This window comes from Paenisporosarcina sp. (genome assembly GCF_057785155.1).
Window position 1 is genome coordinate 19,684 of the sequence record NZ_JBYNRN010000036.1, and the last position, 13,411, is coordinate 33,094.

Genomic DNA, 13,411 nt, shown 5'->3' on the forward strand with positions numbered 1-13,411 from the left:
TCAAATAAAAAACTAAACTGCTTAGAGTTTAGTTTTTTAGAACAACTGATTTTCCTTTTGAATGCTTTAACGTTTTAGGTAATTGGTAGATATTTAATAACTGATCTAGTTTTTTACTTAGTTGAATGGTTTTCGAATTACCAAACCCATTTTCAATAGCCGATTGTATCATAGCTTCTCGTGTGATTTCTACTTGCTTTAAAAGTGATTCAGTCACGATAACGGCTCCTTTAAAAAAACTTCATATTATCCATTATTATACACGAAAAGTAAATTTTCTACAGAGATATATTCCGACAAATTCCGACATCAACTTAACTTCTTGCAACCCTTTCATACGTATAGATGACAGATCCACCTTGATGTGCAATTCCACGAAAGTGTTTAAAATCTATTTGTTGAATTAATATTTCTCTAAATTCAAGAAAATCTTCTTTTGAAATACTTAAAGAATCGATTTTTCCTTCCTTAAGATCTTGTATTGCTTTTTCAAAATTCCCCACTCTATTCTCCCCTAGCTTCTTATTGTCATTTTTACTAAAAAACCTTTACCTTCTTACCTTTTTGATGCAAACTATAAGGTATGCATACACTTGTTATACGAAAGTATACAATATATTATTCAACTCATCACGCTCAATCTTATTCGATTATTATCGAATGAATTATTATTTAGGAGGTGTATAAATGAATTGGATTGCATCTGCCCAACGTTGGGTTCTTTATATTCCAGCTGCCTATTTGTTATTATATTTCACATTTTCAAATAGCAACATTTTTTGGTATATGTACACCTTTACAACATTGTTATTTATAGCCGCCTCATTTGTCCATGGAAAAATGGAAGACGAAGTTCAAACTTGGGAATTCCTCGTTTTCGGTGTAGGATATGGTACTTTGACATACGGTTTAATAGCAGCCGGATTTCATTTATTCTCCATTTTTTCAAATCAAACCATTCTCTCTGTAGAGAATTTTCTTGAAAGTTATGGACCTACCACTGTTTGGCATTATCTTTTATTAATGTTAATTATCGCACCAGGTGAAGAATTATTTTGGCGAGGATTTATTCAACAAAAACTCAAAGCCTATATGAGTCCATTCTTTGCAGTTGTAACAGCTGCCTTATTATTCGGCTTCTCGCTATCATTTAGTGGTTTTTGGTTAGGTGTTATTGCAGCTTGTTTCTCAGGATTCATTTGGGGACTTTTGTACGAGTGGAAACGTAGTATGCCCCTCATTATAATTGCTCATATCACAATGACCATACTCCTGTTTTTGGTCTTACCACTAACTTCTTGAAACAAATCACACGACATCACGTCTACTTACTTAAAGGGGGATTTTAACATGCAGAAATATTGGTTATTAATGGCATCAATTACTCTATCAATTTCAATGCTAGCAGCTTGTAATACTTCGGAAGATACAAACTCAGGTCAAGGAAATACATCATCAGAAGTAGAAGAAGTTGAACAAGAAGAAACGACTACACCAGAAGAAACAGTTGAAGAGACAGAAGACGAATCAACTGAAGATACAAATTCAGAAGAAGTTGAAGAGGAAAGAGGTCCTGAAAAAACTTTATCCTTCAGTGTTAAAGGTGAGGCAAAAGAAGAGACAGCTACTCTTACGAATAGTGACGATCAAAACTATTCTATTTATAAATTAGAAGGTTTCGAATTAACAGGTGAAGAACCGAATAAAGATTCACTTTATCTAACAGAAAATGATGCGGTCTTTATGCGTATTGAAACGCTTTCCAAAGCTGATGCATCCATCGATTTTGTTCGTGAAAACATGCTTCAAACTATGGCTGCAGTAAGTATCGGGAGTGAACCAGTAACAATTGAAGATGACGCTAAGCTTCCTCAAGGAGCTGGGATTTCTAATCAATCAGGTGTGGAAGTCGTTACGGATCTTGGAACTGTTTCAGGAATTGTATTTGAACAAGGTGACCTAATTGTTCGATTAACTATTTTCGATCGTAAAAATGAAAGCATGACTGATGCATTCTTAAAAATGGGCGAAACTATTGGAATGAAAGAGTAATTAAAAAGTGGACCGTCTCCTAGTCATTAAATGACTGAGAGACGGTCCTTTTTTGCATTGATTTTCTTTTATGACAGTTATAAGTATCACAGCTAGCGTAAATTATTGATTTCCCTTGCGGTGGACGCTTTCCGGGGGGCACGGCTTTAGCCGCTTCCCTCGCGATGCTCAGTCCAGGGTCTAAAGCTCGTGCTGATCCCCTCGGAGTCGCCCCCTCCATTCCAATCAATTAAAGTTGCAGTAATTAATAAATACAATATTGCACTTCATTACTCACAGGTACATTTAATTTTATTATTTTATCGACTTGACTTTCCTAGGTCTTGTTAACATGCTGCATCTTAAATAAACATTAATAACCGCTATTGAGATAGTGACCTTGCAAGACGAGGAGGCTGGCGTTTCTTCCCCGGAAAGTGAAAGAAATAGCCGACCACTCTCTTTTTTCACAAAAAAACATAGCTTGCACCATTTTGGGCGCAAGCTATGTTTAACGAAAAAACTTTAATAAGATAAATTCTTTATTGATAAACCTAATTTCTTAAGCAGGTAGATAGCTTGGTCTTTTTCTTCAGATGTTAAAGCATTCATAATTTCATGAAGTTGCTGCTCATGCTCTGGGAATAATTTAGCCATAAAAGCTTCACCCTCTGGCGTTATCTCAGCGAAAGTAACTCGACGATCGGACGGACAATTCACACGGTGAATAAATCCGCGCTTTTCTAATTTATCAATCACATACGTTATTGATCCACTTGCAAGTAAAATTTTATTACCGATTTTTTGAAGTGGTTGACGACCTTTGTGAAACAACAGTTCCATCACGGCAAATTCAGTTGGATTTAACCCATTTGCTTGAAAGAATTGATTGGTACATTCATGAAGAGCTTTATTTGACCTTGATAAAACTATAAATAACTTTAATGATTGCGATATTTCTTCGGATTTCAACTTCATCACCTTATTCCCAATGTCTTGAATTACCACAAGTATATAGGGAATCAAAGAGTTTTGTCAAAATGTCTCATTCCTTCTTCCGTACTATGAATATAAAATCACCTTGCACTAGGTGAATTCAATAGTATTGGGTTACTCTCAAGTTTATTTCCAACGGTACTTAGTGGTAAATATAAATGGAAGGTTGTCCCTCGATTCAGTTCACTTTCAATTTCAATAAACCCACCATGCTGTTCAACAGTCTGAATGGCGTGTGAAAGTCCTAAACCAGTTCCATTTTGCTTCGTTGTGAAGAAAGGAAGAAATACTTGATCTATTTGTTCTTTCGTCATTCCCCTCCCCTTATCACTAATAGATATTTTCACTTTATTGTCAAAAGTGATTGATTTGTAAATTCTAATAACTCCTTCAGAAGTCATTTCTTCAATTGCATTTTTAAGTATGTTTATAAACACTTTCTTCAATTCATAAGAATCACCTAGGATACAAGTCTCTTCCATTTCAGACAAATCATCATGAATCACGGTGTTATACATAATCGCTTGCGGCTGCATAAATTCAATGACTTGGTTGAGCAAGGAATTGATACACACTATATCTTTGGTACGATTTGTTGGTTTTGAAAGTACCAGGAATTCATTTAAAATTTCATCCATGCGGTTCAATTCATTTTCTATAACTTGAATATATCTCGTTCCTTCTCCGGTCACCGTTTGACTTAACAACTGGGTAAACCCTTTTAAAGACGTCATTGGATTTCGAATTTCATGAGCAATACTTGCTGCAAGTTGTCCTAGCGTTGAAAGAGAATCCTCATGTGCCGCTTTCTTTCTTAGAGACACAACCTCGGACTCATCTTTAATAACGGTTACATACAAGTTATTTACATTATTAAAGTTCGTTTTAAAATGATAGTATTTTTCCGTGTTATTTGATTCATATCGTCTTAATGTCATTTCTGCAAAATTATTTGCTTTCAATTGTTGATAAAAAGCCTCAATTTCTTTTGTCGATTCTTTAAAAAGTAAATGTATATGCATGACTGGTAAACCCAATACTTGTTCTTTTTTTATCGAAAAATAGTCTTCAGCTTGATGATTAATATCAACGATTGTTCCTGCTAAATCAGATAGGATTAGACCATGTTTTGCGTGTTTAAAAAAATCAACATAAGAGATGTTATTTTCAGGAAGACTCTTGCACTCTTTCATACAAAAGAACAATTCTTTTGCTTCTGGATCAAAGTATCCTGTTATCGTCGATGATAAGTATTCTTTTTGTGATCTAGGACGGAAGTTTAATTGGCAGGAAGCAGTTGAATGTATTATGACTTCATCGAGAAAATCGAACCATATGTTTTTGGATTCCTTGTCCAACATTTCGTGAAAAGGAATGTCAGAGGATAGTAAAAAAAGCTCTTTTGCAGCGTCGTTTAAATCAATCCAATTTTGATCTGGACTTAATATGAACACTGGACTTTGACTTTGTTGAAACAAAAATTCGAAGACTTGATTCCTTTTGCTTCCAATCAAACTGTTCACCGAACCTTTCACTTTATTTAATACTTTTATACTATTATTAATTTTATATTCTGAATAAACAAAAAATACGAACACGTAACTCCGATTATTCCATACTAAAGTATGAAACTGAATAGGTATATAGTGGCATATTGTTTGTAAGTTATATCCCTGTTAAAATAAACAAATGTAGTAAAGGAGAATGTTAAATGAACATAGTAATTGCAACACTTAATGCAAAGTTTATTCATACAAATTTAGCTTTGCGTTGTTTAAAAGCAGCAGCTCAACCAGATTTTAATCCTGAGATTGCGGAATATACGATAAAAGATCCTGCCTTTTCGATTGTATCCGACATTTTTTTGAAAAAACCGCATGTTGTCGGATTTAGTTGTTATATATGGAATATTGAAGAAACATTAAAAGTTGTCCGTATGTTAAAGAAAGTAAGTCCTGAAACTGTCATTGTTCTTGGCGGTCCTGAAGTATCTTATGATGCTAACTATTGGTTAAAGGAAAATAAAGAGATTGATTTTATTGTCATGGGTGAAGGTGAAGTTTCCTTTAAACAGCTACTCCATGCCATACAAGGTGATATGGAATTAAAAGATGTCCCTGGAATATGCTATGAAAAAGAAGACAAGTTTATGCTAAATCCAATGGGACCAAAAATCGATTTACGTGAAATGCCTTCTCCATATCGATTTACAGAAGATCTTGCCGATTTATCGAAAAGAATTGTTTATGTAGAAACGAGTCGAGGATGTCCTTTTTCCTGTCAATTCTGTTTATCTTCCATTGAAGTAGGCGTTCGCTACTTTAACCGAGAAAAAGTAAAAGATGATATTCGCTATTTGATGGATCATGGTGCAAAAATTATTAAATTTGTTGATCGCACGTTTAATATTAGCCGAAGCTATGCCATGGAAATGTTCCAATTCTTAATCGACGAACACAAACCTGGTGTTGTATTTCAATTTGAAATAACTGCTGACATTATGCGCCCGGAAGTCATTCAATTTTTAAATGACAATGCACCTGTTGGCTTATTCCGTTTTGAGATTGGTGTTCAATCGACAAATGACTTAACAAACGAACTCGTTAAACGGAAACAAAATTTCGCGAAATTAACGAGAACTGTAACAATGGTTAAAGAAGGCGGCAAAATAGCTCAACATTTAGATTTAATTGCTGGCTTACCTGAAGAAGACTACGCTTCATTTAAACAAACATTTAACGATGTATTTGAAATGAGACCAGAAGAATTACAACTTGGCTTTTTGAAGCTTTTACGTGGTACAGGATTACGGATACAAGCAAAAGAATACGGGTATGTATTTGTTGATCAAGCTCCTTACGAAATTTTCTCTAATAACGTGTTAAGTTTTGACGATATGCTACGTATTAAGCAAGCTGAAGATGTTTTAGAGAAATATTGGAACGCTCACCGTTTAGACCGTACGGTTGAATATCTAGTTACAACTACCTTTGAAACACCTTTTGACTTCTTCCAAGACTTTGGATCGTACTGGGAGAATAAAGGGTGGTCTAGAATTGGCCATCAATTAGAAGATTTGTTCAAGCGTTTAGAAGAGTTTCTCTTATTTGATGGACGAGCACATATGTCGACTGTCCGTAGTTTAATGAAACTAGATTATCTAAGTCATCAAAAGTTCCAACCGAGAAAACCTTGGTGGGAAAAAGAAATGGCAAGAGAAGAGCAATCGATGATTTATAAAAAAATAATCGAGAATCCTTTAATTGCAGGACAACAATTTGCACAGTTATCTTTGCATGAACGTGAAGTTCACAAACAAACTTCTCTTGTCCCATTCTCATTGGACTTATCTGCACTTGAGCACGAAAATACGCTTCAAGCAAAAGACGGTTATTTATTAACTTACTATAAGCCAGGACAATCTCCACAATTTTCATTTATTCAAAAAGAGCAAATATCCTGAGTACAGGATATTTGCTCTTTTTTTCACCCGATAATTACGCGTTCTTTTGGGAATTGATATTTAGTTTTTGTCGCTCGTCCACCTATTGTGAACAAAAAGGAGATCAATCCAACTCGCCCGATAAACATTAGAATCATAATTAACACTTTACCAAAGTTAGATAAATCATCCGTTATACCTAAAGACATTCCACAAGTTCCGAATGCTGAGGTTATTTCAAAGACAAGTGCTGTTATCGGTAAATTCGGTTCAGATATCGATAATGCCATTGTCGCAACTAAAACCATGAAAATGGCTAGAATGATGACAGCATAAGAACGAAAAACGTCGATTAATTCTATTTCTCGATTAAATATCTGTATTTCACTTTTACCTCTAGCGAAGTTAATTAAAAATAATATGGCAATCGCAAACGTTGTGGTACGAATTCCCCCACCAACAGAACTTGGGGAAGCCCCAATGAACATCAAAGCGCTCATAAAGATGTTTGTTCCTTCGCTGAATTGAGTAACGTCGAAAGTGACGAGGCCACCTGAACGGGATGATACCGAGTGAAACATCGCTGTGAATAATGCCTCGTGCCACGACATGCCTTTAAAAGAATTAAACATCTCTAAAGCTAATATCACAACAGTCCCAACGGCTAATAATACACCAAATGTGACAGTTGTAATCTTTGTGAATAAAGAGAATCTGAAGTTTTTATTTTTGTTAGACAAAAACGCTTTTACTTCAATTAATACTGGAAATCCTATTGCGCCTAAAATAATGAGAATCATATTGATGATTTGAACAAAATAATCGTTATGATACATCATTAAAGACTGTCCAGTAATATCAAAACCACCATTGGTAGTTGCAGATACGGCAGCGAATAGTCCATGGATAAATGCTTGTGAAAATGATTCATAAAACTGAGTGAAGTAAAATGATAAGATTAGTGCACCAATAGCCTCAATTAATAATAAAATTTTTATGATTTCAATTATCAAACTCACGACACCAGATAGAGAGTGTTGGTTATGATCCATCATAATCAACTGACGTTCACGTAAACCAATTTTTTTACCAACAATTAACCAAATAAAAGTACCCAGTGACATAATGCCAATTCCACCTAATTGAAGAACAAGCATGAGCATAAAGATACCAAAAGTTGAGTAGGTTTGTGATACGTCTATAACTGTAAGACCAGTAACACTAACAGCACTAACAGCAGTAAAAACACTGTCTAAAAAAGGAACTTTCACGCCATCTTGATGGACACCCGGTAAACTTAATAACAAGACAGAAAAAGCAATCGCAAGAAAATAATAGGAAACGATAGCTTGTGCGGGTGTCAGTCTTCGTATTCGTCGAACAAATGGATTCATAAATCAGTCAAGTCCTTTCAACAGACACGAGAGTCATATTCCTATTCTAAGAAAAAAAACTAGAAAAAGAAAGGATTACTTATATAGAAAACCAAATGGTGCGATCTAATTCGCGCACACAATGCTTTTCATAAACAGATTCCCTTCTACTTATTCACATACATCAATAGAACAAAAGAAAAACAAGCTTTTCATATGAAAAGCTTGCAAAGTTTTCATCGATCATTCTTTTTACCGTTAGAATTTTTTGATGGATGGTCATTTTTGTTTTTTTGACCCTTTTGATTGTTATGAGATTTATTATTTGATTGCTTTTTAAAGTCATTCTTTTTTTGTTTTGAATCATGTGATTTGTGCTGATTTCTTTCATTATTTCTTGTTTGGTCCGACTTTTTTGATTGAGAAGAATTTGACACTTTTTCATTGTTGACTTTGTTATCTTTGTTTTTGTTGATTTTATTGTTTGGTCTTCCGTTGTTTTTCTGGTCATTTTTTTCTTTTTGTTTATCTTTGTTTATCTTTTGTTCTTTATTTTTACGTTGATTGTTTTTATCGTTATTTTTACCGTTATTTTTCTTTTCTTTTTTTGGTTGTTCTTTATTTATGTTTTGTTTAGCCTTACCTTGATTTGATGAATTCTCTTTTTCTTTAGCTTTCTTTTCTTTTGGAAGTGTAACTGGTTGATTTTCTAAAGGTTTTTCTTTCTTATTCACTTTTCCTTGTGATTCTTTATAAGTCTCAACAGATACGCCTTTTTCATTTGCTTGAAGACGTTCCTCAGTAGTGGCTTGGTTAATTCTAATTTTTTCTGGAGCAACTTTTATAGTCGTTTGCGTTACAGCTGTTGTAATAATTTTTTCGAGTGCCACTTGATTTTGGTTGTTTGAAATGATCGTTGTAATTCCAAATTGACTCTCGTCTTCAAATGACACATTGGATTCATTAACGATTTTAGACATAACCCATGTTAACGACTTACCTTTCCAAAAGGAAATATCTCTTTTTAAGGCAACTCCATCTTCATTTAAACCTCTAAATACTTGTACATCACCTTGGCTATCAATTCCAAGTTCAATACTTGGATTGAAATCCATCTGTACATACGCTGATACCCTCGATTGTGACGGTAACAATACAGAGAAAAACATAAATACGATTGCCACTGCAGCAATAAGCGGTGCCATGTATGCCGTTCTCTTTGGCTTTTTAAATGCAACCATTTCTACATAAGGACGAAATAATACTTCTTCCCCAACTTCAGACACAGAGTCAGGAATCCCTTTTAGGAATCGACCATCATCTGTTAAAAAAATACTATATGAAGACGTATTTTCAAATACGATTCCCTTTTGTTTGTTCATTTTTACATCCGTCCTTTTAAATAATCTTTTAAATAATCTAAATCACTTTTTAATAAGATCACAATGGCCACAATATATTTCCTTTGTCTCTCAATCGTTTTACGAGAAACCATCACTAACTCTTCTAATTCTTTCATTGGAAGTTGTTTTTTTTGTAAGAATGTTTCATAGAATTCGTCGGATTCTGCGATAATCTGAGCGATTTGAAACGCCGTTTGACGTGTATCTTCATGTGAAGGCGAGACCTTCACTAATTCTTGAAATGATAATCCGTATGGTTTTAGCAACTGTTCATATGCAAAAATCTGTACTCTTCTTTCTGCAGCTTGCTGCTCCGCTGTAAACTGTTCGAATGAATGAGAGGATTCGAGTGTCCCAAATGCATCTAATTCATCTTCTGAACTATCTAGTCCTAACCCAACAGGTGAATCTTTGCGTCGAGCTTCTTTGCGAATATGATCGATCAGTTTACGCCGAATCAGCAGATGAGCAAAAGTTAAAAAGGAAGCATTTTTAGAAACTTCATAGTGTTGAATGGCTTCATGAAATGCTGATAATGCAATACTGTATTCGTCGTCTTGTTCGTGAATGTACCTTTTACAAACAAATGATGCTGTTTTCTTCATATAAGGTGCATAGGAAAGAAGAAGGTCATTTAGAACTTCTTCATCCCCATCCTTTGCTTTAGCCACTAGCGGCTCAATATTTGAGTTATTACTTTTGCGTACAAATAAACCTTGTATTGACGCTAGTAGCATATGCAATCACCTTCCGTTCACTCGATAGACTAATTCTTATCGATTGTAACGGGTTCTTATTAAAATGAAAAGTAGTTTTATATGTCAGTTACCTAACAATTAATCTTTGTCTTTTTTACCTTTATCTTCATGCTTAGCTTTTTTTGCTTCAGCTTTAGCTTGTGCAGCTGCTTTTTTCTCTTCAGTTTTTACTTGAGCTGCAGCTTTTTTCTCTTCAGCTTTTGCTTGGGCAGCAGCTTTTTTCTCTTCAGCTTTTGCCTTTACTGCTGCTTTATGAGCTGCAATTTCAGCTAATTTTTCAGCTTTTTTTGCTGCAATTTCAGCTTTTTTCAAAGCTTTCTTTTCAGCATCTTTCAACTCTTCTTTTTCTTCAACAACTGGTGTTGTAACTTCCGTTTCAGAAGTTGTTACTTCTTCTTCTTCAGTTTCAGGTGTTGTTACAACATCCTCAGGCACAGTTACTACTTCTTCTTCAGGTGTTGTAGTTTCTTCTTCTGTTGGAGTTGTTTCCTCTTCAGGAGTTGTTGGAACTTCTTCTGCTTTTTGTTTAGCTTCCCATCTTGCAATAGCACGTTCAATATTTTTTTGAAGTGCTTCTTTCGCTCTAGGATTACTAATTTTTTCTAAATTCATTGATAATGCAAAAATGTTATTTGCTAAATATCCGACTGGTACTACTGATGAAATAACTTCTAAATCTGCAGATGATACATTTTCTTCTTTTACATTTTCTAATGCTTCTTGTAAGTTTACTGTTTCAAAAGACGTGTCAACTTTTTCTGTGTCATTTGCCAATACTTGTGCAGATGTTGATGTTACTAATGTTGCTGCAAGTAATGTAGCACTAATCGATTTCCAAGTTTTTAAGTTTTTCATTTACTTCACCCCGTCAAATTATTAGCATCTTTCATTTAAAATTGATGCTCGACATACTATACGTTAAGTCCCTATTATTTTTGGGGGGTAATAAAAAAAAAACTGGAAACATCTTTTAGATGCTACCAGTTTTTGTACATTAAATTTTGTCGTTTTTATTTTCTAGATCGTTTTCAATTACTACTTCTTCATTGTTTTCGATTTCGTTTTCAATTACGACTTCTTCTTTGTTTTCGATTTCGTTTTCAATTACGACATCTTCTTTGTTTTCGATTTCGTTAGCTTCTTCAACTTCATCAGCAATCTCAATCAGTTTACGATTTTTGTACTTACCTGCTAAAAGTACCGCTACTGTAATGAATGCAATCATTGACCATGTAATAAGTGGATTAGATTCAAAGAAATCTTTTAAAAATCGTTCATGCGTAATCATACGTGCAGCTGTAAATGCTAATACACCAGAACCAATATAAATAATGATTGGATAACGATCAATTAATTTAACAAATAGTGTACTTCCCCATACCATAATCGGAATACTAATAATTAAACCAATCACAACTAATAAGAAATCTCCGTGAGCAGCTCCTGCCACAGCAAGAACATTATCTAGACCCATAATTGTATCGGCTACAATAATTGTACCAATCGCTGACATAAGAGTGGTTGAACTTTTATGATCACCAGCATCTCCATCTTCAATTAACAGTTTGTAAGCAATACCAATTAAAATGATACCCCCAACTAACTGTAAACCTGGGATCTTCAATAACCATACGATAGCTAATGTTGCTAAAACTCGAATTACCACTGCTCCAGCTGTACCCCACATAATCGCTTTACGTCTGTGATGAAGAGGTAAGTTTTTTGCAGACATACCAATAACAATGGCATTGTCTCCTGCTAATACTAAATCAATCATAATAATTGAAAGTAAGGCCACAAAAAATTCTGCTGATAAAATTTCCATAATTATCTCCTTTAATCATGTATTGAAAACAAAAAGACCCCTGCCTTTAAAAAAGGCAAAGGTCTTGCTAAGCACATTAATAAAATGGCTATCATAACCGATGGCAAAAGCCATGTAATGACGACTATGAAGTAGGTTTCCCTATAGCTACTCCCCTTTGACAACAGTCAAAAGTAGATAAAGTTTTCATTAGTTATTATACCACAATCGAATTCACTGTAAACAAATTCTATTCAATGACGACATGATATTGTTTATCTTTTTTATGAAGTTCATAGAACGCCAACATCGTGGGAAGACTTTCAATGAAATCTTCACACCGAATCTCACTATCCTTTAGCAATGAATTCGCGACGGTCGTATCAAATTGAGCAGACCAAGTTAAGTAATCCAAAGTTTCCTTTTCAACACCTAATGTTTTCCTAAGTAATTTTGAATTTAATCCTACTTTCGCTAATGTCAGTGGTACTCTTCCTTTTGGTTGCTTGCCGGTTATTTGAGCAACCATATGACGATAAACTTCTTCAACCGGATGAGATGACGGATCAGTTAAATGAATCGTTTTCCCATTCGCCTCTTCTTTCTCGCTTAAATACACCACTGATTTGACTACATAATCAATTGGTACGACATTAATATAAGCCTTTGATTTGCCGACAAATGGAATGAACGGTAAAAACTTTAATCGATCAATCATATTAATAAAGAAGTACGGTCCATCAAATTTAATGGTTGATCCTGTTTTTGAATGTCCTCGTACGATTCCAGGTCGAATAATCGTTACGGGCAAATCTTCTTTTAATTCCTCAACTAACACTTCAGCATCAAATTTAGTTTCTTCATAGAAATTCTTAAATGACTCAGGACGAATTAATTCATCTTCTCTTAATAAGCCTTCTCTAGTTCCAGCAACGTAGGCAGTACTAAAATAGATGTACTTACGCAAATGGGGCAGAGTTTTCACAAAATCATTCACCATAGCTGTTCCTTGGACATTTACACGTACTGCTGCTTCTTTTGGGACTGCCAAATCGTATATAGCAGCTAAGTGCCAAACAGTATTGATGTCCTGTTGAATTTTTTCTAATAGATTACCTTCAATATTTAAATGAGGTTTCGTAATGTCACCTTCAACAAGATGGATGGTCAATTCCTGTACCTGACTCATCATCGAATTAGCTAGGGTTTGAGCGTGTTCCATTTGACTTGGTAAAACAAGAGCATACATCTCTTTTACTTTCCTTTGTTCAATCAGTTCATTCATTATTTGCTGGGCAATAAAACCTGGAAAACCTGTGAACAATGGAACCTGCATCTTCATTCCTCCAAAATATGTATTAATTGAATTTTACAAAAATACTAGCTAAATAACAATGTAATATTTTAAAATGACGAGACGTTTTATAGCATATAAAAATATATATAATGTTGATTTCCATTGTGGCGGACGCTTTCCGCGAGCAAGACCTCAGCCGCTTCCCTCGCGTAGCTCAGTCCAGGGTCTTCAGTTCTTGCTGATTCCGCTGGAGTCGCCGCCGCCATTCCAATCAACAAAAGCACATGAATAACCAGTTTTACTTGCA

The 13,411-nt window shown here is 34.7% G+C and carries 12 protein-coding genes and 1 pseudogene; 3 read left to right on the plus strand and 10 right to left on the minus strand.

Features of this window, described 5'->3' with window-relative positions:
• Positions 1-28 precede the first annotated feature (28 nt).
• Together AC3EA5_RS13630 and AC3EA5_RS13635 are read right to left on the minus strand one after the other, a co-directional pair.
• Entirely contained in the window at positions 29-217 is a 189-nt protein-coding gene (locus AC3EA5_RS13630; protein WP_488608837.1) for an aspartyl-phosphate phosphatase Spo0E family protein, read from the minus strand.
• A gap of 97 nt (positions 218-314) precedes the next feature.
• Positions 315-503 carry a hypothetical protein gene (locus AC3EA5_RS13635; protein ID WP_488608838.1) on the minus strand — a complete coding sequence of 63 codons (189 nt, stop codon included), beginning with the start codon at positions 501-503 and terminating at the stop codon, positions 315-317.
• A 184-nt stretch (positions 504-687) separates the two neighbouring features.
• Between AC3EA5_RS13635 and AC3EA5_RS13640 the strand changes: the two genes are divergently transcribed.
• Together AC3EA5_RS13640 and AC3EA5_RS13645 are read left to right on the plus strand one after the other, a co-directional pair.
• Positions 688-1,302: a CPBP family intramembrane glutamic endopeptidase gene (locus AC3EA5_RS13640; protein ID WP_488608839.1), complete on the plus strand. Its 615-nt coding sequence runs from the start codon at positions 688-690 to the stop codon at positions 1,300-1,302.
• A gap of 48 nt (positions 1,303-1,350) precedes the next feature.
• Entirely contained in the window at positions 1,351-2,052 is a 702-nt protein-coding gene (locus AC3EA5_RS13645) for a hypothetical protein (RefSeq protein ID WP_488608840.1), read from the plus strand.
• Positions 2,053-2,556: 504 nt separating this feature from the next.
• On the opposite strand, the gene AC3EA5_RS13650 is transcribed toward AC3EA5_RS13645, so the two are convergent.
• Both AC3EA5_RS13650 and AC3EA5_RS13655 read right to left on the minus strand, forming a co-directional pair.
• Positions 2,557-3,003 (minus strand): MarR family winged helix-turn-helix transcriptional regulator, encoded by a 447-nt coding sequence (locus tag AC3EA5_RS13650; protein WP_488608865.1) that lies wholly within the window; start codon positions 3,001-3,003, stop codon positions 2,557-2,559.
• 104 nt (positions 3,004-3,107) lie between these two features.
• Entirely contained in the window at positions 3,108-4,550 is a 1,443-nt protein-coding gene (locus AC3EA5_RS13655) for an ATP-binding protein (protein WP_488608841.1), read from the minus strand.
• Between the two features lie 188 nt (positions 4,551-4,738).
• Between AC3EA5_RS13655 and AC3EA5_RS13660 the strand changes: the two genes are divergently transcribed.
• The gene (locus AC3EA5_RS13660) at positions 4,739-6,490 is read left to right on the plus strand and encodes a B12-binding domain-containing radical SAM protein (protein WP_488608842.1); all 1,752 of its coding nucleotides are present in this window, start codon (positions 4,739-4,741) and stop codon (positions 6,488-6,490) included.
• A gap of 23 nt (positions 6,491-6,513) precedes the next feature.
• Here the strand turns inward: AC3EA5_RS13660 and AC3EA5_RS13665 are convergent, their stop codons facing one another.
• From AC3EA5_RS13665 to AC3EA5_RS13690, 6 genes and pseudogenes are all read right to left on the minus strand, one after another.
• Positions 6,514-7,863, minus strand: coding sequence for a TrkH family potassium uptake protein (locus AC3EA5_RS13665; protein WP_488608843.1), 1,350 nt, complete (start codon positions 7,861-7,863; stop codon positions 6,514-6,516).
• Between the two features lie 215 nt (positions 7,864-8,078).
• On the minus strand, positions 8,079-9,224 hold the full coding sequence (locus tag AC3EA5_RS13670; RefSeq protein WP_488608844.1) for an anti-sigma-I factor RsgI family protein: 1,146 nt from the start codon (positions 9,222-9,224) through the stop codon (positions 8,079-8,081).
• A gap of 2 nt (positions 9,225-9,226) precedes the next feature.
• The gene (gene sigI / locus AC3EA5_RS13675; protein WP_394188636.1) at positions 9,227-9,982 is read right to left on the minus strand and encodes an RNA polymerase sigma-I factor; all 756 of its coding nucleotides are present in this window, start codon (positions 9,980-9,982) and stop codon (positions 9,227-9,229) included.
• 99 nt (positions 9,983-10,081) lie between these two features.
• Positions 10,082-10,858, minus strand: coding sequence for a hypothetical protein (locus tag AC3EA5_RS13680; protein WP_488608845.1), 777 nt, complete (start codon positions 10,856-10,858; stop codon positions 10,082-10,084).
• A gap of 292 nt (positions 10,859-11,150) precedes the next feature.
• Positions 11,151-11,828, minus strand: a pseudogene (locus AC3EA5_RS13685) (TerC family protein); the annotation flags it as partial.
• A 229-nt stretch (positions 11,829-12,057) separates the two neighbouring features.
• Entirely contained in the window at positions 12,058-13,143 is a 1,086-nt protein-coding gene (locus tag AC3EA5_RS13690) for an SDR family oxidoreductase (protein ID WP_488608846.1), read from the minus strand.
• Positions 13,144-13,411: the final 268 nt, after the last annotated feature.